Source organism: Microtetraspora glauca, assembly GCF_040656155.1.
GTDB lineage: Bacteria > Actinomycetota > Actinomycetes > Streptosporangiales > Streptosporangiaceae > Microtetraspora > Microtetraspora glauca.
Genome location: NZ_JBFALK010000008.1, coordinates 122,918 through 148,908 on the forward strand (window position 1 = coordinate 122,918; position 25,991 = coordinate 148,908).

18 protein-coding genes are annotated in these 25,991 nt (G+C 69.7%); 13 read left to right on the forward strand and 5 right to left on the reverse strand.

Annotated features, from left to right (window positions below):
• Nucleotides 1-12 precede the first annotated feature (12 nt).
• From AB0I59_RS16625 to AB0I59_RS16640, 4 genes are all read left to right on the forward strand, one after another.
• Entirely contained in the window at nucleotides 13-927 is a 915-nt protein-coding gene (locus AB0I59_RS16625; RefSeq protein ID WP_358133589.1) for an ABC transporter substrate-binding protein, read from the forward strand.
• A 108-nt stretch (nucleotides 928-1,035) separates the two neighbouring features.
• Complete coding sequence (locus AB0I59_RS16630) at nucleotides 1,036-1,515, forward strand: flavin reductase family protein (protein ID WP_358133591.1); 480 nt, start codon at nucleotides 1,036-1,038, stop codon at nucleotides 1,513-1,515.
• A gap of 113 nt (nucleotides 1,516-1,628) precedes the next feature.
• On the forward strand, nucleotides 1,629-3,527 hold the full coding sequence (locus AB0I59_RS16635; RefSeq protein ID WP_358133844.1) for a serine/threonine-protein kinase: 1,899 nt from the start codon (nucleotides 1,629-1,631) through the stop codon (nucleotides 3,525-3,527).
• A gap of 500 nt (nucleotides 3,528-4,027) precedes the next feature.
• Nucleotides 4,028-5,821, forward strand: coding sequence for an asparagine synthase-related protein (locus AB0I59_RS16640; RefSeq protein ID WP_061255113.1), 1,794 nt, complete (start codon nucleotides 4,028-4,030; stop codon nucleotides 5,819-5,821).
• Between the two features lie 158 nt (nucleotides 5,822-5,979).
• Here AB0I59_RS16640 and sppA read toward each other — a convergent pair whose 3' ends face one another.
• Nucleotides 5,980-7,668 carry a signal peptide peptidase SppA gene (gene sppA / locus AB0I59_RS16645; protein ID WP_061255112.1) on the reverse strand — a complete coding sequence of 563 codons (1,689 nt, stop codon included), beginning with the start codon at nucleotides 7,666-7,668 and terminating at the stop codon, nucleotides 5,980-5,982.
• 29 nt (nucleotides 7,669-7,697) lie between these two features.
• Nucleotides 7,698-9,887, reverse strand: a complete 2,190-nt coding sequence (glgB, locus tag AB0I59_RS16650; RefSeq protein ID WP_061255111.1) for a 1,4-alpha-glucan branching protein GlgB — start codon at nucleotides 9,885-9,887, stop codon at nucleotides 7,698-7,700.
• Nucleotides 9,888-10,303: 416 nt separating this feature from the next.
• Here glgB and AB0I59_RS16655 point away from each other — a divergent pair, with 416 nt between their 5' ends.
• Both AB0I59_RS16655 and AB0I59_RS16660 read left to right on the forward strand, forming a co-directional pair.
• Nucleotides 10,304-10,555, forward strand: a complete 252-nt coding sequence (locus AB0I59_RS16655) for a ribbon-helix-helix protein, CopG family (protein ID WP_358133594.1) — start codon at nucleotides 10,304-10,306, stop codon at nucleotides 10,553-10,555.
• Nucleotides 10,548-10,964: a PIN domain-containing protein gene (locus tag AB0I59_RS16660; protein WP_358133597.1), complete on the forward strand. Its 417-nt coding sequence runs from the start codon at nucleotides 10,548-10,550 to the stop codon at nucleotides 10,962-10,964. Before AB0I59_RS16655 ends, AB0I59_RS16660 begins: the two co-directional genes overlap by 8 nt.
• On the opposite strand, the gene AB0I59_RS16665 is transcribed toward AB0I59_RS16660, so the two are convergent.
• From AB0I59_RS16665 to AB0I59_RS16675, 3 genes are all read right to left on the reverse strand, one after another.
• Complete coding sequence (locus AB0I59_RS16665) at nucleotides 10,948-12,306, reverse strand: maltokinase N-terminal cap-like domain-containing protein (protein ID WP_358133600.1); 1,359 nt, start codon at nucleotides 12,304-12,306, stop codon at nucleotides 10,948-10,950. The two genes, AB0I59_RS16660 and AB0I59_RS16665, sit on opposite strands and share 17 nt — an antisense overlap.
• Nucleotides 12,303-14,057 carry a maltose alpha-D-glucosyltransferase gene (gene treS / locus AB0I59_RS16670; protein ID WP_435830981.1) on the reverse strand — a complete coding sequence of 585 codons (1,755 nt, stop codon included), beginning with the start codon at nucleotides 14,055-14,057 and terminating at the stop codon, nucleotides 12,303-12,305. Before treS ends, AB0I59_RS16665 begins: the two co-directional genes overlap by 4 nt.
• A 71-nt stretch (nucleotides 14,058-14,128) precedes the next feature.
• A complete protein-coding gene (locus AB0I59_RS16675; protein WP_061255251.1) occupies nucleotides 14,129-16,174 on the reverse strand; it encodes an alpha-1,4-glucan--maltose-1-phosphate maltosyltransferase in 2,046 nt (681 codons plus the stop codon).
• 406 nt (nucleotides 16,175-16,580) lie between these two features.
• Here AB0I59_RS16675 and glgP point away from each other — a divergent pair, with 406 nt between their 5' ends.
• The 7 genes from glgP (at nucleotide 16,581) to AB0I59_RS16710 (ending at nucleotide 25,986) form a co-directional block, all read left to right on the forward strand.
• On the forward strand, nucleotides 16,581-19,178 hold the full coding sequence (glgP, locus tag AB0I59_RS16680) for an alpha-glucan family phosphorylase (RefSeq protein ID WP_358133603.1): 2,598 nt from the start codon (nucleotides 16,581-16,583) through the stop codon (nucleotides 19,176-19,178).
• A 107-nt stretch (nucleotides 19,179-19,285) separates the two neighbouring features.
• The gene (locus AB0I59_RS16685) at nucleotides 19,286-21,412 is read left to right on the forward strand and encodes an amylo-alpha-1,6-glucosidase (RefSeq protein ID WP_061255105.1); all 2,127 of its coding nucleotides are present in this window, start codon (nucleotides 19,286-19,288) and stop codon (nucleotides 21,410-21,412) included.
• A gap of 15 nt (nucleotides 21,413-21,427) precedes the next feature.
• Complete coding sequence (locus AB0I59_RS16690; protein ID WP_061255104.1) at nucleotides 21,428-22,519, forward strand: glycosyltransferase family 4 protein; 1,092 nt, start codon at nucleotides 21,428-21,430, stop codon at nucleotides 22,517-22,519.
• Nucleotides 22,520-22,580: 61 nt separating this feature from the next.
• Nucleotides 22,581-23,354 (forward strand): enoyl-CoA hydratase/isomerase family protein, encoded by a 774-nt coding sequence (locus AB0I59_RS16695; protein WP_061255250.1) that lies wholly within the window; start codon nucleotides 22,581-22,583, stop codon nucleotides 23,352-23,354.
• Nucleotides 23,355-23,516: 162 nt separating this feature from the next.
• The gene (locus AB0I59_RS16700; RefSeq protein WP_358133608.1) at nucleotides 23,517-23,849 is read left to right on the forward strand and encodes a hypothetical protein; all 333 of its coding nucleotides are present in this window, start codon (nucleotides 23,517-23,519) and stop codon (nucleotides 23,847-23,849) included.
• A gap of 2 nt (nucleotides 23,850-23,851) precedes the next feature.
• The gene (locus tag AB0I59_RS16705) at nucleotides 23,852-25,147 is read left to right on the forward strand and encodes a DUF6395 domain-containing protein (RefSeq protein WP_358133610.1); all 1,296 of its coding nucleotides are present in this window, start codon (nucleotides 23,852-23,854) and stop codon (nucleotides 25,145-25,147) included.
• Nucleotides 25,144-25,986 (forward strand): M55 family metallopeptidase, encoded by an 843-nt coding sequence (locus AB0I59_RS16710; protein ID WP_061255102.1) that lies wholly within the window; start codon nucleotides 25,144-25,146, stop codon nucleotides 25,984-25,986. Before AB0I59_RS16705 ends, AB0I59_RS16710 begins: the two co-directional genes overlap by 4 nt.
• Nucleotides 25,987-25,991: the final 5 nt, after the last annotated feature.

Consider the following 25,991-nt stretch of genomic DNA (forward strand, 5'->3'; position numbering starts at 1 on the left):
TGTGAAGGGAATATGATGAAACGCCTTGTCAGCGCTTTGGCGGTCGCCGTGACCGCGGCGCTCGCCTTGACCGCCTGCGGCGGCGGGTCCGACCCGCTGTCCTCCACCTCCGCGTCCGCGGCCCCGGGAGAGACGACCGCGTCGAAGGTGGTCGTGGGTTCGTTCAACTTCCCCGAGAGTGTGCTCCTCGCGTCGATCTACGCCCAGGCGTTGCAGGCCAAGGGCGTCACCGTCGAGGAGAAGCCCAACATCGGCAGCCGCGAGATCGTGTACGGCCAGATCAAGAGCGGCGGGCTGACCGTGCTGCCCGAGTACATCGGCTCGCTGCTCGCGTTCGTGGACAAGACCACCACGGCCAAGACCAAGGACGAGATCCTCGCCGGGCTGAAGACGGCGCTCCCCGCGGACCTTGAGGTCCTCGAGCCCGCGGCGGCCGAGGACAACAACTCGCTGACGGTCACCAAGGAGACCGCCGCGAAGCACAACCTGACCACGATCGAGGATCTGGTCAAGGTGTCCAAGGACTTCGTCGTGGGCGGCCCGCCCGAGTTCAAGGAGCGCCAGGAGAAGAACTTCAAGGACGTCTACGGTCTGGAGTTCAAGGAGTGGAAGCCCACGGGTGAGACCACCGCCGACGCGATCAAGAGTGGCACCGTCCAGGTGGGCAACGTCTTCACGACCGACCCGAAGATCCTGCTGAACGACCTGGTCTCGCTCCAGGACAACAAGAACGCCTTCGGCGCCGACAACATCGCGCCGCTCGTCTACAAGGCGGGCGTGAACGACACGGTCACATCCACGCTCGACGCCGTCTCCGCGAAGCTCGACACCGCCACGCTCGTGTCGCTGATGAAGCGGGTCTCCGTCGACAAGGACGACCCGCCCGTGGTCGCCAAGGACTGGCTCTCCCAGAACGGCCTGGTCTGACCCGCGTGCTCACCCCGGCGGTCGTGCGATCGGGCGCGGTCGCCGGGGCGGACCCGCGGAGGCATAGGCTCTGACCGCAACGACCCGACGTGATCACGAGGGAGCCGGGTGGGCGAGTTCGTCGAGGCGATGGGACAGCTGGCCGCCGGGGTGTCGGTGGTCACGGTCCGGGAGGGCAGGGACGACGTGGGGGCCACGGTCTCCACGCTGATGTCCGTGTCGCTCGACCCGCCCCTCGTACTGGTCAGCCTCGCCGCCGGAAGCTACCTCACCGAGATGCTGCTGCGCCGGGACCGCTGGGCGGTCGCACTGCTCTCCGACGGGCAGCAGGCCATCGCCTCCCGTTTCGCCACCCCCGGCCGCCCGAGCGCGCGGCTGCTGCTGGCCGGCGCCCCGCACCACCGTGGGCCGTACAGCGAGGCGCTGGTCGTGGAAGGAGGAGTGGCCGCCCTGGAGGCCGAGACGACCCAGGTCGTCCCGGCCGGTGACCACACGCTGTTCATCGCCGCCGTGCTGGCGGTGGACTACATCGACCCCGCCAAGACCCCGCTCGTACGGCTCCGCGCGCGCTACCGCCCGGTTTCCTGAATCGGGCCCGATACGCGGCACGCGTCACGCTGGTCTGCTGGTTTGATGAGGAACGCCGCTTTAGTCCTGATCACTGTGGCATGATCGACCGTCGATTGACGACATGCTTCTCGATGGACGGTGCCCCGGTGACGACTGCTTCTCCTCAGGTCATCGTTGGCCGCTATCAGTTGATCCGTCCCCTCGGTCAGGGGGGAATGGGCACGGTCTGGGAGGCTCACGACACCGTGCTCGACCGGCCGGTCGCGGTCAAGGAGGTGATCCTCCCGCCCGGGGTCGGAGACGAGCAGAGGGCCGTGCTGATCGAGCGCGCCACCCGTGAGGCGCGGACCGCGGCCCGGATCAGTCATCGCGGCATCATCGCGATCTACGACGCCGTCCGGCACGACGGCCGTCCGTGGATCGTCATGGAACTCGTCCCGTCACGGTCCCTGGACCAGATCATCACCGACGACGGGCCGCTCCCCGCCGCCCGGGTCGCCGCCGTCGGGCGGGAGGTGCTCTCCGCGCTGACCTGTGCCCACGCGGCCGGTGTCATCCACCGGGATGTCAAGCCCGCCAACATCCTGATCGGGCGGGACGGCCGGATCGTCCTCACCGACTTCGGCATCGCCACGTTCGAGGAAGACACGTCGCTCACCAGGACCGGCATGGTCACCGGATCGCCGAGCTTCATCGCTCCGGAGCGGGTCAGCGGCGCGCAGGCCGGGCCCGCCTCCGACCTCTGGTCGCTGGGAGCGACCCTGTACGCGTTGGCGACCGGCAGAGCACCCTTCCACAGGACCAGTGGGATGGCGGTTCTCGCGGCCCTCGTCGGCAATGAGCAGGCGGATCTCGCGCCCGTGCCCCCCGCACTCCGTCCCGCGCTCGCCGGGTTGCTGGTCAAGGATCCCGTGCACCGCGTCGGTCCGGCCGAGGCGGACCGGCTGCTGGCCGAGGCGGCGAGCGGGACCGCGCCGGGCGGTGCCATGCCGGGCGGTGCCATGCCGGGCGGTGCCATGCCAGGGCGGCCCGTGGGCGGCGCTACGGCATCCGGCTTCGTGACGGGCAGCGCCCTGCCGGGAGGTTTCGCGAGGGGCGGGACCACGGCACCTGGCTTCGCGAGGGGAAGCGCGACCGCACCCGGCCTCGTGCCGGGAGCGCCCATGCCGGGAGCCCCCATGTCGGGCGGCCCCATGCCAGGGGGCACCATGCCGGGTGGCGCCACTGCGCCGGCTCACGACCGGTCATGGCAGGACCCGGTACGTCACGTCCAGAACCACCCGAACCCCAACCATCACAACTCCAGCCACGCCGCTCACCATGGCGACAACCGCAGCCACCCCGGCCACCCTTTCGCTCATGCGCCGAGGTCGCATGAGGCCGCAGCGCCCGCACTGGGCGGCCGACCCGGGCCCGGCTCCCAAATGCGGCCGAGCCGTATGGCGATGCTGGTCGTGGCGCTCGTGCTGCTCGTGACGGCGGCGGTGGCGGCGGGCGGCTGGGTGCTCCTGCGTGAGGAGGGGACGGGGACCGCGGCAGGCCGCCCGTCCACGTCGAAGCCCGGACAGACCAGGACGCTGACGCTCCAGGGCTTCTCCTCGGACCGGGGCTGGACCATCCGGGCGCCCAAGACCTGGAAGAACGACCACGACGAGCACGGCGTGCAGTGGTGGTCGGACCCGAAGGGACGCGCGGTGCTCAACGTCCGGGTCGACGACAGCGGCACCGATCCCGCGGGCTATCTGGCGAAGATGGAACTGGCCCTGAAAGCGAACGCCGCGAACAGGTACAAGCGCGTCAGAAAGTCACCCGCCGGCGCCGGCACCGAGGCGGAGCTGGAGTTCACGGCCTACAGGGCGACGCCGTCCGCCGAGGCCGTCGAGGTGGCGGGCGACTACCGCGAGGTCGTACGGGTCGTCTCCACGGGATCGTCGTTCTGCTACCTCCACTGGCAGGTGCGCGGGAAGTCCTGGAACAGCTTCCAGCCGACGATGCGTGCCGTGTTCAAGTCGTTCGTGGCCCCCGCCTGATCACGCGTCACACGAGCCGGCGGATCGTCCGGCGGCCGGCGACCGCCGGGATCACTCTGGCCCTGCCCGGCCGCTGACCGGACGCTCTCCGTCGCCACGGCCGTATCGAGCCTGTCGGCGGCTCCGCCGCCGCCCTCCGGGAGCGGGCGTCACGCTGCGCCTGAACGCATCGGCGGTCGAAGGACAAGTACAGATGTGAGGTTCCCATCGCGCGCCGCCGCAAGGGCCGGCGCCATCGTGTGGCGGAAACCCGGCCGAAACCGGGCCTATCGGACGGTGAAACGGCTCGTGGGAAAGCGTTTCACCGGCTCCGGGACGCTCGCGCGGCGCTGCGGCGAACGGTCCCATGCCGACCGTGCCCGGCTTCGCGACGGATTGAGCGGCGGATTGAGCGGCGGATTGGGCGGCGGGTCCGCTTCTTCGCTGAGGTCGCGCGATGCGGGAGCACGCGATGTCGCCCTGAGCTCAGACAGCCATACGCGTGATTCTGTGAGGTGCACGTGAGAGTTCTGCTCGCTGTGGTGGGTAAGGTCACGGCTCCGCCGGGGTTTCTCGATCGGGTGGTCCGGCACGCGGAAAGTTTGGTCGAACAGGTCTTCCCGGTGCCGCCGGACACCGTCGCCGCCGTGGAGCGGCGGCTCCCCGGGGCCGTGTTGCTCGGTTGGGGGAACGAGGGAGAGGGCGGCACCCGGCCGGCTCCGGTCATGGCGACGGATTCCCGGGCGCTCGGAATCACCGGAACGTTGCTCGACTGGAGCGAGGCGCATGACCTCCTCGACGCGTCATCGATGGGCGACACCGCCATCCGGACGCGGGGATGTTTCGCGGCGCTTCGCGTCGAGCCGGGGGCGATGACGGCCGTCACCGACATGACGCGGGCGTGCGGGATCTTCTACGCCGAGACCCCGGAACTGCACATCGTGGGAACCCGCGCGCTGCTCGTGCACCTGGTGGCCCGTGGCGGCCGGCCGGTCAGCTGGGATGTGCCGGCTCTCCAGTCGATGGTGCGGCAGGGCTACTTCCTGTCCGACGAGACGCCCTTCGAGGGGGTGCGGGCGCTGCCGCCCGCCTCGACGCTGGAGATCCGCGACGGAACCCGGAAGATCACCTCGATCGCGTTGCCCCGGTCCGGACCCGTACCGGAGTCCCGCCGAAGAAAGCGGGACGCGATAGAGGAACTGGCCGAAGCGCTGACAGAGACGGTCCGGCCGCTCACCGAGCAGGTGAACCTGGCGCTCACCGGGGGAAGGGACAGCCGGCTCATGGCGGCCCTTCTTCACGCGGCCGAGGTTCCGTTCCGGGTGACGACCAACGGTCTGGACGACCACCCGGATGTGGTGATCGCGCGGCAGATCGCCGCGAAGCTCGGCGTCGAGCACACGGTGATTCCCCCGAAGCGCACCGAGCAGCGGGACGCGGTGCTCGTGGAGCACCCGCTCCGCCGTACGTTCGAGGTGCTGCGCGTGTGCGAGGGCATGACCTCCGCCTACGAGACCATCGTCGAGTACCTGCCGTACAGTTCCAGGCTCACCATGTCCGGGCAGAGCGGTGAGATCCTGCGCGGCGGGTTCCTCTACAACCAGGGAAATCCCGCGCCCAAAGCGATGCGGCGCAGAGTGGACGCCTTCTTCCTGAAGGACGAGGACCTCTTCACCGAGGACGCCAACGCGCACGCCCGTGAACTCGCCGGGCCCTGGCGGGAGCGGGCCGCGGCCGACTCCGCGCAGGCCCTCGACCACATGTACGTCACCTACCGGGTGGGCAGATGGCACGCGGCGGCACGCGCGGGGTCCCTACGGCGGGGAGACGCCGTGCAGCCGTTCCTCGACAACCGGGTGGTGGCGGCCGCGCTCGCGCTCGATCCGATGTGGCGCCGTTCCGAGGAGGTCGTCCACGAGCTCATCGGCATGTTCGCCCCACAACTGCGGCGGATGGCGCTTGAGGGCGCCGAATGGAGGTTCAGGACCGAACGCACTCCCTCCCGATGGGAGTCCCTGCTCGCCCGGCGGCGGCCACCCGCGCCGCCGGCGAAGAAGAAGGGCGCGGGCGGCTGGAACTGGAGGACCAGCCCCGGCGAGCGGCTGACCTCGGTTCTCCGTGACGTGCTGGACGGCGACGTCCTCTGGGACATCGTCAGGAAGGACGCCGTCGAGGAGATGTTCGCCGCGCCCGCGGTCAAGCGGCCCGCCCTTGCCTGGAACCTCTACACGGTCGGCGCGATGGTGTCCGGGCGGTACCCCGGCACCGTGCCGGACGACCTGGACCCCGTCGAGGTGCTCATCCCCTGGGCCTGAACCCGAGGGAGGCCGGGCGGCCCGGTGAGACCACCGGGCCGATCTGGATCGGCGGGTCGTCCATCGGCCGGGTGAGACCACCGGGCCGATCTGGGTCGGCAGGGCCTCCACCGACACGGATGAAACCGACACGGGTGAAACCGACCGGCCCCGGCGGGTCAGCGGATCGTCCACCAGCCGGGGAGGACGAGCGGTCCGTACGCCGGGAGGCCGAGTTCGGCGGCGACGCGGGCCATCGGGCCCCACGCCTCCAGACGGACCCGGGCCTGGGTCGCCGACTTGTCCTCGCTCGACTCCGGCGGGCGCAGCCGCTCAAGGGGATGCATCCGCGGATATGTCCTGACCGGCGCGTCCACGGCGAGGCCGGCCTTCTTCCTGGCCAGGGCCAGGGCGTCCTCCAGGCCGCCGAGCTCGTCCACCAGGCGGCCGTCCAGGGCGTCGGCCCCGGTCCAGACCCGGCCTCTGGCCAGCTCGTGGGCCCGGTCCCGGTCCAGCCCGCGTCCCTGCGCCACCTTGCCCACGAAGTCGTCGTAGATCCGGTCGAGCCAGGCGTTCACCCGGTCCCACTGCGGGCCCGAGAACTCGCGCATAGGGGAGAACATCCCGGCGTTGGCGCCCTCGCTCACCGCCTCCGTCACCACGCCGATCTTGCCGAGCAACTCGCCGACGACCGGCTTGCCGCCGAACACGCCGATCGAGCCGGTGAGCGTGCCGGGCTGGGCCACGATCACGTCGGCGGCCATCGACACGAAGTACCCGCCGGACGCGGCGAGGTCGCCCATGGAGACGATGACCGGCTTGCCCGCCTTGCGGGCGAGCACCACCTCACGCCAGATGGCGTCGGAGGCGACGTACGATCCGCCGGGGCTGTCCACCCGGAACACGATCGCCTTCACCTTGTCGTCGCGGCGCGCCGAGCGCAGCGCGGCGCAGATCGTGTCGGACCCCATGGAGCTCCCGCCGCCGAGGGGCGAGCGGCCGCTGCGTCCCAGGCGGATCGCGCCGATCCCGTGGACCAGGGCGACGACGTGCTCGCCGGGGTGGGGGAGCTTCTTCGGCAGCGGGTTCCTGGCGTACCGGGTGACGTAGAGCAGGTGGGCGTCCCCGACGGTCTCGCCGTACACCTCGTCACGATATTTCAGGGCATCGATGAGACCGGCTTCGAGAGCCTCCGGCCCGACGAACGGACCCTGGTCGATCAGTTCGCGGACCCGTTCCGGAGTGAGCGAGCGCGCCTCGGCGATGCCCTTCACGATCTGCTCGGTCACCGACTCGGCGATCCGGGTGGCGGACTCGCGGTGCGCGTCGGTCATGTGGTTCTGGGTGAACATGTTGGCCGCGGTCTTGTACTCGTACCGCTGGCCGAGCTGGTACTCCACACCGGCCTTGGCCAGCGCGTCACGGACGAAGCGCTGCTCCAGCGAGATGCCCGTCAGGCCCACGTCACCGGACGGCTGCAGGTAGACCCGCTCGCAGGCGCTGGCCAGGTAGTACGGGACGGTCCCGGCGGCGAACTCGCCGAAGGTCTCCCCGAACGCCACGGTCAGCTTCCCGGTGGCGCGGAGGCGGAGGATGGCGGCCCGCAGTTCCTGGACCATGCCAAGGCCGAGCGGATGCGCGCCGATCTTGACGATGACCGCGCGCACCCGGGGATCGTGGCGGGCCCGCTTGAGCCCGGAGAGCACGTCGGCCAGCCGCGCCTTGCGCATGGACAGGATCGCGCTCAGCGGGTCGACCGGCGGTCCCTCCGTGAGGCCCTCGGTCAGGTCGAGCTCCAGGACCAGCGGTGCGGTGCGGCGCTGCCGCAGCCGGTCGACCGTATCGATGATCGCTTTCGTCGCGTCCATAGTGCCACCATAAGTGACGGTTCTGGAGCTTAGATCGGCCTTGCGCTGATTTCGGTGGACCGCGATCCGCTCGCCGCGTTCTCCTCGGTACGGCGCAGCCAGATGGTGGCCAGAGGGGGCACGCGCAGCCGCGCCGAGCACGGGAGGCCGTGGTGCGGCTCCTCGACCGCCTCGACCGCGCCCATGTTGCCCACGCCGCTCCCGGCGTAGTCGTAGGCGTCGGTGTTGACGACCTCCTCCCACCTGCCCGCCACCGGAAGGCCCAGGTGGTAGTCCTCGTGCGGCGCGCCGGAGAAGTTGGCGACGCAGGCCAGCACCGAGCCGCTTCCGTCGTACCGCAGGAAGGAGAACACGTTCCCCGGGGCGTCGTCGGCGTCGATCCACCGGAACCCGCCGGGATCGGTGTCCAGCGCGTACAAGGCGGGCGTGTCGCGATATGTCCGGTTCAGGTCGCGGACGAGCCGCTGCACTCCCTGGTGGAAGTCGAAGTCGAGCACCCACCAGTCGAGGCCCCTGGACTCCGACCACTCCGACCCCTGGCCGAACTCCCCGCCCATGAACAGGAGCTGCTTGCCCGGATGCGCCCACATGAAGGCGTACAGCGCGCGGAGGTTCGCGAACCGCTGCCACTCGTCGCCGGGCATCTTGCCGAGCAGCGACCCCTTCATGTGGACCACCTCGTCATGCGACAACGGCAGCACGAAGTTCTCGGAGTAGGCATACATCAGGGAGAACGTCATCTGGTGGTGGTGGTACTGCCGGAAGATCGGCTCGTGCTTGAGGTAGGCCAGCGTGTCGTGCATCCAGCCCATGTTCCACTTGAAGCCGAAGCCGAGGCCGCCCAGATGCACGGGCCGCGACACCCCGGGCCACGCCGTCGACTCCTCGGCGATCGTCACGATGCCGGGGACCTCTCGGTAGCTGACCGTGTTCATCTCCTTGAGGAACTCGATCGCGTCCAGGTTCTCCCTGCCGCCGTAGACGTTCGGCGTCCACTCGCCCTCGCGGCGGGAGTAGTCGAGGTACAACATCGACGCCACGGCGTCCACCCGCAGCCCGTCGACGTGGAACTCCCTCAGCCAGTAGACCGCGTTCGCCACCAGGAAGTTCCGTACCTCGTGCCGCCCGAAGTCGAACACGTAGGTGCCCCAGTCCGGGTGCTCGCCGCGGCTCGGGTCGGCGTGCTCGTACAGCGGGGTGCCGTCGAACCGGGCCAGCGCCCACTCGTCCATGGGGAAGTGCGCGGGCACCCAGTCGACGATCACGCCGATGCCCGCCCGGTGCAACTCGTCCACCAGATGCCGGAAATCGTCGGGCGGGCCGAACCGCGACGTCGGCGCGTAGTAGGAGGTGACCTGGTATCCCCACGACCCGCCGAACGGATGCTCGGCCACCGGCATGAACTCCACGTGCGTGAAGCCCATCTCCTTGACGTACGCCACGAGCTCGGAGGCGAGATCGCGATAGGAGAGCCCGGGGCGCCACGAACCGAGATGCACCTCGTACACGCTCATCGGCTCGGCCACCGCGTCCCAGCCGGCCCGCTCCGCCATCCACGCGTCATCACGCCAGGCGTACTCGGAGCGTTCGACGATCGACGCGGTGGCCGGTGGGACCTCGGTGCGGCGGGCCATCGGGTCGGCCTTCTCGCGCCACACGCCGTCCATGCCGAGGATCGCGAACTTGTAGCGGCTGCCCGCCCCGATGTCCGGGATGAACAGCTCCCACACCCCCGACCTGCCGAGCGAGCGCATGGGGTGCCCGCCGCCGTCCCAGTGGTTGAAGTCGCCGATCACCCGCACACCCAGCGCGTTCGGCGCCCAGACCGCGAAGGCGGTGCCGTCGGTGTCCTCGTGGCGCAGCACGCGCGCGCCGAGCACCTCCCACAGCCGCTCGTGCCGTCCCTCGCCGATCAGGTGCAGGTCCACCTCACCGAGCGTCGGCCAGTGCCGGTACGGGTCGCCCGTCTCGTACGGCTCGGCCCCCGGATACGTGATCCGCACCCGGTAGTCGGGGATCTTGTCCACGCCGGGGATGGTCACCTCGAACACCCCGGCGGCGACGTGGTGCAGCTCGTGCGCCGTGCCGTCCACGAGTGCCTCGACCTTCTCGGCGAGAGGTCGGAGCACCCTGATCGTGACACCGTCACGCTCGAGATGCGCGCCGAGGATGGAGTGTGGGTCGTGATGAGCGCCGCCGGCCAGCCGATCGAGGTCCATTCCCTAACCCTGCCCTACAGGGCCGGGAACACCCATCCCTCGCATGAAAGATCCGTGTTTTCCGTCTCACCACGGGTGATCGACAATCGTGATCCGGGCAGCGGCGATGACCGGCGATCACCGGCGAAAATGGCCCGTCTCCGCAGCGGGCGTGTCACCGTGCTGCCGATCTGAACGCGGTGAGGGGGATGGGGAGCCAGGTCGGGCGGTTACGGGTATTCCGAGTCCCCGGAACCCGGATGATCGAGGGGATCAATCGGCTAATCTGCTCACCGTGCGTAGTCAATTGAATATGAAGCGTGGCGGTAAGGGTGTCGTTTCGCATCTCGCCGAGGAGGGGGAGCGCCTCGTCGGCGAGGGGGGAGCGGGATCTGGGCGGTAGTATTTCCGGTCCCACCTCAAGTAGGGTCGCTGGCGTGACGAGGAAGCTGTCCATCTCTGTGCCCGACGAGGTCGCCGAGGCGATCCAGGAGTTGGTCGACGCCAAGAAGGCCGATTCCGTGTCCGCGTTCCTCACCGCGGCGGCGATCAGGGAGATCGACCGGGCGGCCATGTCCCGAGTCGTCATCGACGCCGCGCTCGAAAGGGCCAGGGAGAAGGATCCGGAGAGGTTCGAACGTTCCCGGCGCAAGGTCGCCGAATGGTTCGGGCAGGCCGAAGGTGCTTAGCGGGCTGTCCGGGCTGGTGCTCGACCACACCGCGGTGCTCGCGCTGGCCGACGACAACCCGGACATGGTTCACGTCGTCGACCAGGCATATCGCACGTCCACGTCCCTGCTGGTGCCCACGACGTCACTGGCCACGGCCTTGCTCGACGTCCAGGAGATCCACGAGCTGAACAACATCCTCACGATGCTCGACCGGATCATGGTCCTGTACGACGAGCTCTCCACCCGCCGGGCCTACAACGTCCACGTCCGGATGTACGGCGAGGACGTGGTCAAGCCGGAGCACCGGCTCTCGCTCGGGCACGCCGCCGTGTGCGCGACCGAACGGAACTGGCCCGTGCTCACCGCGGACGACACGTCCTGGGGGTTCGCCGGGCGAGAGGTCTCCCTGCTCATCGTGGAGATCTGAACGCGGCGAGGGGGATGGGGAGCCAGGTCGGGCGGTTGCGCGCCTCGTAGACCACCTCGTAGACGGCCTTCGACAGCTCCAGCGCGCGCAGCAGCACGGCGTCGTCGCCGCTGATCCGGCCGCCGCCCTCGGAATAGCCGCCGAGGAACGCCGCACGGTTGCGGGCCGACCACTCGTCCGCCCGTCCTGTCAGCGTCGCGGCCTCCGGATGCCCGGCGAGCAGGTGTCGCGCCGCGTAGTCGAACGAGCGGAGCATCCCCGCCACGTCCCGCAGCGGCGTGTCCAGCCCGCGCCGCTCGGAGAGCGGCTGGCCCGGCTCGCCCTCGAAGTCCAGGACGACCCAGTCGCCCGGCGTCCGCATCACCTGGCCGAGGTGGTAGTCGCCGTGCACCCGCTGGACGGCCACCGCCCGGTCGAGGTCGGCGAGCCTGTCGTAGGCCGCGTGCGCGACCGACGCGTGCGCGGCGAGCTGGGGCACCTCGGCCACCGCCTGGTCCAGGCGGTCACGGAACCGCTCGGCCATGCGCTTGACCTCCGGCGGCTCGACGACGCCGATCGGGAAGGCCGCCGCCAACTCCCGGTGGACCTCCGCGGTGGCGACGCCCAGCCGGTACGCCTCGGCGGCGAAGTCGCCGCCCACTTCCTCGGCGGGCACGTCCGGCGGAGAGCCGTACAGGTCGCGGACGCTGGTCAGGGCGAGCGCCCAGCCCTCGTTCGCGTTGGCGAGGAACTCCTGCATGATCGCCAGCGTCGTCGGCTGGGCGTCCAGATCCGTCTCGATCCATCCGTACGGCCGGGCGATGTGCGTGGAGCCGGCCGCCGCGAGCGCGGTGATCACCTCGAGCTCCGGGTTGAGCCCCGCGTTGATCTGGCGGAAGAGCTTGAGGATGTACCGGTCGCCGTAGACGAGTGAGGTGTTCGACTGCTCCACGGTCAGCACCAGGCTGCGCAGGGACGTGTCGATCTCGATCCCGGGCGCGCGGTGGAACGCCAGGCGCCCGGCCCGCCGGAACGATTCCATCCCCTCCAGCAGGATCCGGGTGAGCTCCGCGTCGTGCGCCGCGTCGTAGGCGGAGCACTCGCGGCCCTCCCAGTCACAGGACCCGATCAGCACGTGTTTCAACCGGTCGGGCAGGCTCGTCCGCAGACCGACCAGGAGCTGGTAGCGGGTCCTGCGCTCGCCCTGCCGTACGGACAGGACCAGGTGCAGCAGGCCGGGGTCGCCGGTCTGGATGTCGGTGCGGTGTTCGATGGACAGGTCGTCGATCACGCGCCCCTTGCCGGCGAACCACCGCTGCCCGGTGATCCAGCCGGCGAGGAGCTCCTGAAGCGAAGTCGTCATGCCTCCTTGGTGCCGACCGCGTCCGTGTCGGCCGCGTCGGGGGGTACCGGAAGGGTGAACCAGTAGAACCCATGCCCAGGAAGCGTCAGAAGATACGGGAGTTCGCCGACCGGTGGGAACGGAACTCCGCCCATGCACTCCACCGGCGTGGATCCCTCGAACCGGCGCAGGTCGAGCTCGACCGGCTGCGGGAACCTGGACAGGTTGTTGACGCACAGCACCCGGTCGCCGCCCAGCTCCCGGATGAACGCGAGGACGCTCGGGTTGGAGGAGTTCAGCTCGGTGAACTCGCCGAGGCCGAACACGGGATGCCGCTTGCGGATCTCGATCATGCGCTTGGTGAAGTGCAGCAGCGAGCTCGGGCTCTTCTGCTGCGCCTCGACGTTGATCGCCTGGTAGCCGTAGATCGGGTCCATGATCAACGGTAGGTAGAGGCGGCCGGGGTCGCAGCTGGAGAAGCCGGCGTTGCGGTCGGGCGTCCACTGCATGGGCGTGCGGACGCCGTCCCTGTCGCCCAGCCAGATGTTGTCGCCCATGCCGATCTCGTCCCCGTAGTAGAGGACGGGCGAGCCGGGCAGGCTGAGCAGCAGCGCCGTGAACAGCTCGATCTGGTTCCTGTCGTTGTCGAGCAGGGGCGCGAGGCGGCGGCGGATGCCCACGTTGGCGCGCATCCGCGGGTCCTTGGCGTACTCGGAGTACATGTAGTCGCGCTCTTCGTCGGTGACCATCTCGAGCGTCAGCTCGTCGTGGTTGCGCAGGAAGATGCCCCACTGGCAGTTCTCCGGGATCTTCGGCGTCTGCGCCAGGATCTCGGAGATCGGGTAGCGCGACTCCCGCCTGACCGCCATGAAGATGCGCGGCATCAGCGGGAAGTGGAACGCCATGTGGCACTCGTCGCCGCCGGTGACCGGGTCGCCGAAGTACTCGACCACGTCGGCGGGCCACTGGTTCGCCTCGGCGAGCAGCACCCGGTCGGGGTAGAGCCGGTCGACCTCGGCGCGGACCCGCTTGAGGTACGCGTGCGTCTGCGGCAGGTTCTCGCAGTTGGTCCCGTTCTGCTCGAAGAGGTACGGGATGGCGTCCATGCGGAACCCGTCGATGCCGAGGTCCAGCCAGAACCGCAGGACCTCCAGCATCGCGTCCTGCACGGCCGGGTTCTCGTAGTTGAGGTCCGGCTGGTGGTGGAAGAACCGGTGCCAGTAGTACTGCCCGCGGGCCGGGTCGTAGGTCCAGTTGGACGACTCGGTGTCGACGAAGATGATCCGGGCGTCCTTGTACTCCTCGTCGGTGTCGTGCCAGACGTAGAAGTCGCCGAACGGCCCCTCCGGGTCGTGCCGGGACGCCTGGAACCACGGGTGCTGGTCGCTGGTGTGGTTCATGACCAGGTCGGCGATCACGCGGATGCCGCGCTTGTGCGCCTCGTCCACGAGACGGATGAAGTCCCCGAGGTCGCCGAAGTCGGGAAGGATCTTCATGAAGTCGGCGATGTCGTACCCGCCGTCGCGCAGCGGCGACTCGTACAGCGGGAGCAGCCACAGGCAGTCGACCCCGAGCCACTGGAGGTAGTCGAGCTTCTCGATCAGGCCGCGGATGTCCCCGGTGCCGTCCCCGTTGGAGTCCGCGAACCCGCGGATCAGCACCTCGTAGAAGACGGCCCGCATATACCAGTACTGATCCCGGGGCTTCTCGGGAGAGAAGGTGTTCGGGATCGGCTCGTTGTGGACGGGCACCGAGCCGGCGGGCTGCTCCACCGGCTCTCCTCGTGTCATGGGGTCGCTTCGCTCAGTCAACTGTTGACTCCCCGGATGTGCGTTCGCAGCGCTTATGGGCGGTGCGGGGACCCGCTGCGCAGCGTGAAGATGTGGGCAGGATGGACATGCGGATCAAGACGCACGTAGTTGGCCTGGCGCCAGCGATACGACTCGCCCGACAGCTCGTCGTCCACGACGAACTCGGCTTGCCAGTCGAGACCGAGGGCCGGCATGTCCAACTGGACGGTGGCCTCGTGCGTGTTGTGTGGATCCAGATTGACGACGGCCAGTACGACATCGCCTAGGCCGTGCCGTCGTGTGGCCGTGTCATAGGCGCCGGGCAGTCGCTTGGAAAAGCAGATCAGCTCCGGCTGGTCGACGCTATGGAACCGTAGGTTACGCAACTCCTGGAGTGCCGGGTGGGCTCTTCGCAACAAATTGAGCTGCGTGATGAACGGAGCGAGGCTCCGGCCCTCCCGCTCGGCGCCGGCCCAGTCGCGCGGCTTGTACTGATATTTCTCGCTATCGAGGTACTCCTCGCTGCCAGGGCGAACGGGTATGTTCTCGGCTAGTTCGTAGCCCGCATAAACACCCCAACTCGGTGACATCAGCGCCGCCAGGACGGCCCTGATCCTGAACGCGGGCACGCCGCCCTGCTGCAGGTATTCGTGCAGGATGTCGGGCGTGTTGACGAACAGGTTCGGGCGCAGGAAGTGCGCCGTCTCCCGGGACAGCTCGGTGAGATAGTCCTCGATCTCGGGCTTGGAGTTCCGCCAGGTGAAGTAGGTGTACGACTGGTGGAACCCGACCTTGGCCAGGGTCTGCATCATCGCCGGCCTGGTGAACGCCTCGGCCAGGAACAGCACGTCGGGATCCGTGCTCGCGATGTCCGCCAGCATCCTTTCCCAGAAGTTCACCGGCTTTGTGTGCGGATTGTCCACCCGGAAGATCCGCACTCCGTGATCCATCCAGTGCCGGATCACCCGCTTGACCTCGGCGTAGAGCCCCTCGGGATCCTGGTCGAAGTTGAGCGGGTAGATGTCCTGGTACTTCTTCGGCGGGTTCTCCGCGTACGCGATGGTTCCGTCGGCCCTGATGTTGAACCACTCGGGATGCTCCTTGACCCACGGGTGGTCGGGGGAGCACTGCAGGGCCAGGTCGAGCGCGATCTCCATGCCCAGCTCGCGCGCCCTGGCGACGAAGTCGTCGAAGTCCTCCAGGGTGCCGAGGTCGGGATGGATCGCGTCGTGGCCGCCCTCCTCCGAGCCGATCGCCCAGGGCGACCCCGGGTCGTACGGCTCGGGCGTGAGGGTGTTGTTGCGTCCCTTGCGGTACTGGTGGCCGATCGGGTGGATGGGAGGCAGGTAGACGACGTCGAATCCCATTCGGGCGACGGCGGGGAGCCGGTTTCCCGCAGTCTTGAAATTTCCGGATTTGGGGGCGGCGCCGTCCTCGACGATCGCTCCCTCGGACCGGGGAAAGAACTCGTACCACGATCCGAAGAGCGCCCTGCGCCTGTCCACCGTCACCCGGTTCCTGCCGGACCTGGTGACCAGGGCCCGCAGCGGGTGCGCCGCGATCAGCGCCGCCGTCTCCGGCAGCTGGGCGATCGCGAAGCGGGCCCTCGGATCCAGGTGGTCGTCGCGGAGCCGGGCCGCGACCGCCAGGAACGCCGCCCGGTGCCCGCACGCTCCGCCGTCGTCCACACTCGGGCAGTCCGCGGACCGAACGCCGCGCGCCGCGCGGTCGAACAGCCGGGCGCCCTCCTCGCACATCAGGTCGGCGTCCATGTTGCGCGGGATCTTGATGCCGGCGTCGTGCAGCCAGGTGGCGATCGGGTCACCCCACGCCTCGACGCGGAACTGCCACATGCCCTCGGCGGGAAGCTGCACGTCCACGCCCCACCGGTCGGTACCCGGGCCGAGCTCGCGCATGCGCAACAGCCGACCGGGCTTTCCGTCGGGGTCGATGAGGACGACCCCGGCGGCCACGGCGTCGTGTCCCTCGCGGAACACGGTGGCGCTGATCTCGAATGTTTCACCCGCGGCCGCCTTCGCGGGCCAGCGCCCGCAGTCGACGACTGGGTGGATGTCCTGGATTGGGATTCGTCCGATCATCGTCATTCACGTTAGCGACGACACACCCGGTGTCGCCGGATTTCCGAGGCAAGCGTTGATCTCTGGTTCTTCAAGGTGCTCTGTGTCATTAGGTACAGCACGAATGGGAGACGCCAGAGGCGGCTTCACATACTGGGGGTGCCCCGATGGTCCACTTTTACCCGTGGGTATGAAAGATCGCACGGCGTGTTTGTTTCCTTACACTCTGACACCCCGTCCGGCGGGGCGGTAGCCGTACGATCACGATGGGCATCACCGGACAAGGTCTGCTTTGGTGATGTTTGAGGTGGTTTCTTAATGGTGAGAGCGCTATGCAGGGTGGCGCCCCCCGCGCCGGGAGGTGCTTTCCCTGGACACGAGTGTTTTGGTCGCGCGCCGTGGCGCTGAGTAACTAGGGTCTGGCCCCGTGAGAGCAATCCGCAGGTTCACCGTCCGTACCGTCCTCCCTCCCGAGCTCGCGCCGCTGGGCGAGCTGGTCCACAATCTGCGCTGGTCATGGCACCCGGAGACGATGGATCTGTTCGCCGAGGTGGATCCCGAGGTCTGGGAGCGGGTCGGTCACGACCCGGTCGCGCTGCTCGGCGCGGTCGAGGCAGACCGGCTGCGCGCGCTCGCCCAGGACCGGCGGTTCCTCCGCCGGCTGGCCGACGCCTCTGACGATCTCCGTGAGTACATGACCGCGCCCCGCTGGTATCAGTCGCTCGAGGGAGGTCCCGCCGCCGTCGGCTACTTCTCGCCCGAGTACGGCATCGCCGCCGCGCTGCCGCAGTACTCCGGCGGCCTCGGCATCCTGGCGGGCGACCATCTGAAGGCCGCGAGCGACCTCGGCGTGCCGATCCTCGCGGTGGGGCTGCTCTACCGGCACGGCTACTTCTCGCAGTCGCTCTCGCCGGAGGGCTGGCAGCTCGAGCACTATCCGTCGCTCGATCCCGGTGGCCTGCCGCTCACCCTCCTCAAGAACCGGGACGGCTCTCCCGCCCGGATCAGGATCGGCCTGCCGGGGCCGCGCACCCTGCACGCCCAGATCTGGGTGGCCCAGGTCGGCCGGGTGCCGCTGCTCCTGCTCGACTCCGACGTCGCGGAGAACGACGCCGCGGCCAGGGACGTGACCGACCGCCTCTACGGCGGCGGCGGCGACCACCGCCTGATGCAGGAACTGCTGCTCGGCATCGGCGGCGTCCGCGCGCTCCGGGCGTACTGCCGGATCACGGGGCACCCGGAGCCCGAGGTGTTCCACACCAACGAGGGGCACGCGGGTTTCCTCGGCCTCGAACGCATCCGCGAGCTCACCGAGGCCCGGCTCTCCTTCGACGAGGCGCTGGAGGCCGTACGCGCGGGCACCGTCTTCACCACGCACACGCCGGTCCCCGCGGGGATCGACAGGTTCCCGGTGGAGATGATCGCCCGCCAGTTCGGCGGCGCCAACGCGTGGCCGACCGTGAACGTCGAACGCATTCTGGAGCTGGGCGCCGAGCCCGACGCCGTGGAGGGCGAGAAGCCCGTCTTCAACATGGCGGTCATGGGCATGCGGCTCGCGCAGCGCGTCAACGGCGTGTCCCTGCTGCACGGCAGGGTGAGCCGGGAGATGTTCCACGGGCTGTGGCCCGGGTTCGACATCGACGAGATCCCCATCGGATCCATCACGAACGGCGTGCACGCCCCGACGTGGGTGGGCCGCGAGATGATGGAACTCGCCGACAGGGAGCTGCCCGAGCTGGTCGAGACCGGCCAGGGCTGGGACGCGATCCAGAAGATCCCCGACCAGGAGCTCTGGGCGATCCGCGGCAAGCTCCGGGCCGGTCTCGTCATGGAGGCGCGCCAGCGGATCAAGCAGTCCTGGCGCGAGCGCGGCGCGTCCGACGCGGAGCTGGGGTGGGCCGACGAGGCGCTGGACCCCGAGGCGCTGACGATGGGCTTCGCCCGCCGCGTGCCGTCCTACAAGCGCCTCACGCTCATGCTCAGCGATCCCGACCGGCTCCGCGCGCTGCTCCTCGACCCGGAGAAGCCCGTCCAGATCGTGATCGCGGGCAAGGCCCACCCCGCCGACGAGGGGGGCAAGAAGCTCATCCAGCAGATCGTGAAGTTCGCCGACGAGGAGGACGTGCGGCACCGCATCGTCTTCCTGCCCGACTACGACATGGCGCTGGGCCGGCTCATGGTCACCGGGTGCGACGTGTGGATGAACAACCCGCTGCGCCCGCTCGAGGCGTGCGGCACCTCCGGGATGAAGGCGGCGCTCAACGGTGGTCTGAATCTCTCCATCCGCGACGGCTGGTGGGAGGAGTGGTACGACGGCAACAACGGCTGGGCCATCCCGACCGCCGACGGCGTCGCCGATCCCGAACGCCGGGACGAGCTGGAGGCCGCCGCCCTCTACGACCTGATCGAGCGTGAGGTCGCCGACCGGTTCTACGACCGCGCCGCCGACGGGCTGCCGCGGCGCTGGATGGAGATGGTCAAGCACACCCTGACTTCTCTCGGTCCCAAGGTCCTCGCCGGGCGGATGCTCCGCGACTACGTCGGCGACCTGTACGCCCCGGCCGCCGCCTCGGCGCGGACGTTGTCCGCGGACGGCTACCGGGACGCCAAGGCGTTCGCGGCCTGGAAGCTGCGGGTCACCCGCGCGTGGCCGGGCGTCCGGGTCGAGCACGTCGAGGCGTCGGGCATCGGTGACACCCCCGAGCTCGGGGCCACACTGGAGCTGCGCGCGACGGTCGCGCTGGGCGAGTTGTCCCCGGACGACGTACGGGTCCAGGCGGCGTACGGACGGGTCGGGGCGCACGACGAGCTGATCGATCCGGTGTACGCCACGCTCACGGTGGACTCGACGGGCGACGACGGCCGGGCCTACTGCGTCGGGACGCTGCCGCTGGACCGCACGGGGGCCTTCGGTTACACCGTCAGGGTCGTGCCCGACCACCCGCTCATGGCGTCTCCGGCCGAGCTGGGCCTGATCGCCGTGCCCGAGGAACCTGTCGGCATGACCAACGGCACCCTCCGCTGACCCTCCCTCCGGGACCGGGCGTACGACATTCGGGCTGCTCTTCGCGGGATCGGGACCCACAAAGGGGCAAACTGGATGCATCGGGCGAAACCGGTCCTGGGGGGATCATGAGCGGTTGGACGTTCGAGGGGCAGCCGACCGCGCTCGGGGGCGCGACGGTGACCCTGGTCGAGGGCGGCTCGTTCTGCGTGTCCGGCCGGAACGGCGACATCGTGGCGGGTGGCGCCGAAGGGGTCTACCACGCCGACACCCGGTTGCTCTCCCGCTGGGAGCTGCGGGTGGACGAGGCGCCGATCGAGCCGTTGCAGGTGTTGCCGGCCGAGCCGTACCACGCGGTGTTCCTCAGCAGGACGCGGCCGCGACCCGGACGTGTCGAGAGCACCCTGCTGGTGTTGCGCGACCGCTACGTCGGCGGCGGGCTGCGCGAGGACATCACGTTGCGCAACCTCTCCGACGAGCCGGCCGGATGCGTGGTCGAGATCCACGTCGGCTCGGACGTGGCCGACCTGTTCGAGGTCAAGACCGACCGGATCCGCCACGTCGCCGACATCGACGTCACCAGCAGCCCGGACGGCCTGCGGATCTACTCCATGAGCCGGGGCAGGGGAGTATCCGTCGTCTCCACCGGCGTCCTCGCCGTACCCGGCCTGCTGACCTTCCGCGCCGTCGTACCGGCCCGGGGGGAGTGGCGTGCGGCGGTGCACGTGAATCCCATCATCGAGGGGGAGGAGTCGCAGGCGTGGTTCTCCACCCTCGAACGGGCGGAGCCGGCCGTACGACGGGCCGACTGGGAGCGGCAGGTCCCGGTCGTCGCGTCGCAGGACGCCTTCCTCACCCAGGCGCTGCGCTGCGCGAGGGAGGATCTGGGGTCGCTGCGGTTGTTCGAGGCCGACTATCCGGACGACCCGCCGTCGATCGCGGCCGGCGCCCCCTGGTTCATGACCCTGTTCGGCCGTGACTCGCTGCTGGCCTCGTGGTTCGCGCTGACGCTGGACCGGTCGCTCGCCCTCGGCACGCTGCGCAGGCTGGCGAGGTTGCAGGGCACGCGGGTGGACCCGCTGACCGAGGAGGAGCCGGGCAAGATCCTGCACGAGCTGCGGTTCGGCGTGTCCACACCCACGTCGCCTCTCGGCGGCAACGCGTACTACGGTTCGGTCGACGCGACCCCGCTGTTCGTCATGCTCCTCGGCGAGCTGCGCCGGTGGGGCCTGCACCGGGAGGCGGTGGAGGAACTGCTCCCGCCCGCAGACGCGGCGCTGGCCTGGATCGAGAACTACGGCCTGAAGGACGACTTCCTCTGGTACTGCAGGAAGACCGACCAGGGCCTGGTCCACCAGGGATGGAAGGACTCCTACGACGGGGTCAACTTCGCCGACGGCACGCTGGCCCGCCCGCCGATCGCGCTCGCCGAGGTGCAGGGGTACGTGTACTCGGCCTACATCGCGCGCGGCCACTTCGCCCACGAGTCGGGCGACACCGAGACGGAGCGGCGGTGCACGGAGCGCGCCCAGCGCATCCGCGAGGCGTTCAACGAGCGGTTCTGGCTGCCGGACCGGGGCTACTACGCGATCGGCCTGGACTGCAGCGGCGTGCCCATCGACAGTCTCGCCTCCAACATGGGCCACTGCCTGTGGACCGGCATCATCGCGCCGGAGCGGGCCGTCGTCGTCGTCGAGCACCTGATGTCGAAGGCGATGTTCAGTGGCTTCGGCGTCAGGACGCTGGCCACCGACATGGCCGCGTACAACCCGATGAGCTACCACAACGGGTCGGTCTGGCCGCATGACAACGCGATCGTGGCCGGCGGGCTGATGCGCTACGGCTTCGTCACGGAGTCGCAGCGGATCATCATGGCGGTGCTGGACGCGGCGAAGGCGTTCGGCGGGCGGTTGCCCGAGCTCTTCTGCGGGTTCGACCGTACGGAGTTCCCCGTGCCGGTGCCGTACCCGACGTCGTGCTCGCCGCAGGCGTGGGCGGCGGCCGCCCCCATCCACATGATGCGGACGCTGCTCCGGTTCGACCCCTGGGTGCCGTACCAGAAGATCTGGGTCGATCCCGTGCTGCCCGAGGGGTTCGGGTCGCTGAGCCTCACCGGCCTGCGCCTCGCGGGGACCCGGATCGGCATCGAGGTCGACGAGAAAGGGGGCACACGGGTCTCCGGCCTGCCGGAGACCATCGAGGTCCTCCACAAGGCGCGTTCCCCGATCAGCGCGATGGTCACGGACAACAGCTGACGACCGGAGGTGGGGATGGAGTCGCGGAACGAACTGTGGCGAGGGCGTGGCGCTCTTCGGATCGCCATGATCGCGCCGCCGTGGTACGAGGTCCCGCCGCGCGGCTACGGGGGCATCGAGTCGATGGTCGCCGACCTGGTCGTCGGGCTCGTACAGCGGGGCCACCAGGTGACGCTGATCGGCGCGGGACGTGGCGTCGACCTGCGCACCTACGAGCAGCCGCCGTCCCAGCGGATCGGGGACCCGATGCCGGAGGTGCTGCACGCGGCCAGGGTGGAACGGATGCTGGAGGATCTCGTGGTCGACGTGGTCCACGACCACTCGCTGGCGGGGCCGCTCGGCGCGGGCAGCCGGGCCGCGCCGACGGTGGTCACCTGCCACGGCGCGGTCACCGGCGAGATGGGCGACTACTACCGGGCGCTCGACGGGAACGTCGCGCTGGTCGCGATCTCGTCCGCGCAGCGCGCCCGCGGCTCGCGGCTCGACTGGGCCGGGCGGGTGCACAACGCGGTGAACGTCGCGTCCTTCCCCTTCCGCGACCTGAAGGAGGACTGGGTCCTCTGGCTCGGCCGCTTCAACCCCGACAAGGGGGCGCATCTGGCGATCGAGGCCGCACGCGCGGTGGGGCGCCGCATCGTCCTGGCCGGCAAGCGGTCGGAGGAGATCGAGCACGCCTACTTCGAGGCGTACGTCAAGCCCCGGCTGGGCCAGGGGGTCCAGTACGTCGGGGAGGCGGACGCCGATCTGAAGCGTGAGCTGCTGTCCAAGGCCCGCTGCCTGCTGTTCCCTCTCCAATGGGAGGAGCCGTTCGGCATGACCATGATCGAGTCGATGGCCTGCGGCACGCCGGTGGTGGCGCTCGACCGGGGGTCCGTCGCCGAGATCGTGGTGGACGGGGTCACCGGCTTCGTCAGGAAGGAGCTGGGCGAGCTGCCCCCGGCGATCGAGGCGTCGGGGGACCTGGATCCGGCGCTCAGTCGCGCGCACGTCGCCCGCAACTTCGACGTCCCCGTCATGGTCGGGGGATACGAGCGCGTGTACCACCAGGTCGCCGTACCGGGCCGGACACCGGGATCACCGCGCGATCTTCCTCTGGCCCAGTCGTAAGGTGGTCACGCCATCGGAGCGCGCCAGCCAGCGCGTCAGCTTACGGAAGGACGACGGTGTCATGGGCGAGTTCGTCAGCGTTGAGATCACCGACCAGATCGCGACCATCCGGCTCGACCGGCCCAAGATGAACGCCCTCAACCGGCAGGTCCAGGAGGAGATCGCCGAGTGCGCGCGGATCGTGGACGCCGATCCGCTGATCGCCGCGGTGATCCTCTACGGGGGCGAGCGGGTGTTCGCCGCCGGTGCCGACATCAAGGAGATGGCCGTGATGTCCTACGTGGACATGGCGGCGCACTCGCGGACGCTGCAGGAGTGTTTCACCGCCGTCGCCGAGATCGGCAAGCCCGTCGTCGCGGCGATCACCGGGTACGCCCTGGGAGGCGGGTGCGAGCTCGCCCTCTGCGCCGATTTCCGCGTGGTGGGGGAGAGCGCCAAGCTGGGCCAGCCGGAGATCTCTCTGGGCCTCATCCCGGGCGCGGGAGGCACCCAGCGGCTGCCCCGGCTGATCGGGCCGGCCAGGGCGAAGGACCTGATCTTCACCGGCAGGCACGTGGACGCCGCCGAGGCGCTGGCCATCGGGCTTGCGGACCGGGTGGTCCCGGACGACGAGGTCTACACCGCCGCGCTGGAGCTGGCCTCGACCTTCGTCGGAGGTCCCGCCGTGTCGCTCCGCGCGGCCAAGCAGGCGGTCGACCGGGGACTGGAGGTCGATCTCGACACCGGCCTGGAGATCGAGCGGCTCCAGTTCTCCGCTCTGTTCGCCACGGAGGACGCCAAGGAAGGCATGGGGGCGTTCGCGGCGAAGCGCCGTCCCAAGTTCACCGGCCGCTGATCCGCCCGCCGTACGCGCTCATCCGCGTATAGCGACAAATGCCGACATGAGGCGATGGGCACAAATAGATATTGATCACAAAGGCCGATGGCTTTGCCGCTATGGTGTCGGTTCATGCGGTTCGTCTTACGCGCGCTGATTCCTTCACGGCTCCGTCGGGCGGTGCGTTCCCGGATCGACGCCCGATACGTCAACAAGGCGGAGCATCGGAAAGACATCAAGGACGCCCTGTGGGAGGTCCAGATGCTGCGCCGGGAGGTCGTGTCCCTGCGCAGTGAGGTCGATCGGCTGCGGCAGGTGGTGATCACCCCGCCCAAGGCGCCCACGGTCGACCTCCGGGGAACGGACGCGCACCGGCTCGCGACCGAGACCGCCGACGCCCTCGATCGCCTGCTGCAGAACGAGATGCTCGTGTGGCAGGCGATCGACGCGCTCAGAGCCGAGATCAGGACCGAGTTCCAGGCCAGGGCCGTCGTGACCGTGGACGCGGAGTAGCCGTGCGCGTCACCTGGACCGCCGGGGGACGGGACGACGAGGGAGCCCCCGGGGCGGGGAAGGGCGACCACGTCTGGCGGCTCACCTTCATGCTCGACCCCGAGGACGCCACCACCGGCACCTGCACCGACGGTCAGCGTCTGGAACTGCGCACCAACTCCTGCCAGGTACGGCTCCCGCCCGCCGCTTCATCCCAGTCGTGCGCCCGGCCGTCCGCTCAGCCGTACGTGCATCCGGACCTGCTCGCGGTGGCGGCCTGGACGGTGGTGGCGCCGTGGACAGGGCGGCGGGTGACCTTCGACCGGCCGATCTCCCCGGCACTCGCCGAGGCCGTCCACGACGGATGGGGCGTCGAGGCGGGGCCGGTCGGTGCTGAGCCGAGATCCGGGACGCGGCTCGCGATCTCCTACAGCGGCGGCGCGGACTCCGTGGCGGTGGCCGCGATCCTCCCGGACGCCCCGCTGGTCCACTTCAAGCGGATCAGCCATCCCCGGGTCCCGAACCGGTGGACGCACTACCGCTCCGACGTTCTCGCCCGCCTCGCCGGGCAGACCGGGCGCGAACTCAGCATCGTGACGTCCGATCTGGAGTTCCTGCTCTCCTATCCCCGGCCGGGTTATCCCGAGCACCACGCGGTGGCCGCCGGCGCGCTCCTCCTCGCGGACGAGCTCGACCTCGGCGGCCTCGCGATGGGCTACGAGCTCGGATCCCGCTGGCTGGGCGGCGACAGGTACGTGCACAGGTACACGCCCGACAACCCCATGTGGGCCCCACACGGGCGATGGGGCCGCGTGTTCGCGGCCGCCGGGCTGCCGGTCGTGCTGCCCGTCGGGGGCATCAGCGAGGCCATGACGATGCGCGTCGCGCTCGAGTCCGAGCTGCGCGACCAGGTGCGCTGGTGCCTGCGCGGCTCGGGCGACGGCCCCTGCGGCACCTGCGGCAAGTGCCTGTACAAGGAGCTCATCCAGGCCGCCGTCGAGCGGCGCCCGCTCGCGACCTCGCTCACCGCGAGCAGCGCGGTCGCCCGCAAGTGGCAGGAGCCGCCCCCGTACGGCGGGCAGGAGATGATCGAGTACGGCTGCGCGCGGGTGCCCGGGATCGAGGACACGCCGTTCGCGCGGGCCGCCGAACACCTGCGGGCGACCGAGGAGTCCACCCGCTGGCTGGACCACTGCTATCCCCCGGCGATCGAGGAGATCCCGGAGCCGTGGCGGAAGCAGGTCGCGACGTACATGGAAGGCATCGGCCTGATGACCCCGGACGAGATCGCCCGGGTGGAGAACTGGGGGGTCAGTTGAAGATCTACGTGTCCGTGGACATGGAGGGCGTCACCGGGTTGACCGACCCGGAGGAGATGCACGCGGGCGGCCGGGGCTACGAGCGCGGCTGCGAGTTGATGACGGGCGACGCCAACGCCGTCGTCGCGGGCGCCTTCGACGCCGGTGCCGAAGCCGTGCTGATCAACGACGCCCACGGGTCGACCAAGAACCTGCGGATCGACCTGATCGACCCGCGCGCGACGCTCATCCGGGGGCCGGGCAAGCCGCACCGGATGGGGCAGGGGCTCACCCCGGACTTCGACGCCGCCTGCTTCGCCGGGTACCACGCGCGGGCGGGCGTGCAGCACGGCGTGCTCAACCACACCTGGATGGGCAAGGAGATCCAGAACGTCTACCTCAACGGCGAGATCTGCGGGGAGACCCGGCTGGTCGCCGGGTTCGCCGGTTCGATGGGCGTTCCCATCGCGCTGATCACCGGAGACGAGGCCGTCTGCGAGGAGGCCCGCGAGCTGCTTGGCGACGTGGAGACCGTGGCCGTCAAGAAGGGCGTCGACCGGTTCTCCGCCGAGCTGCTGCCGCCGAGCGTCGCCCAGGCCCGCATCCGGGAGGCCGCCGCGCGGGCGCTCGGCCGGCTGGGCGACTTCCGGCCCTACGCCGTGACGCCGCCGTACACGCTGGGCGTCGAGTGGAACTCGACCGCGATCGCGGCGGGCTGTGCGATCGTTCCCGGCACCCGGCAGGTCGGCCCCCGGCACACCGAGTTCAGCACGGACGACTACCGGGAGATCATGGCGCTCTTCGGCATCTTCGCCATGATCGCCGGACAGGTCGCGTGCGGCAGCGGGATCTACGGCTGAGGCGG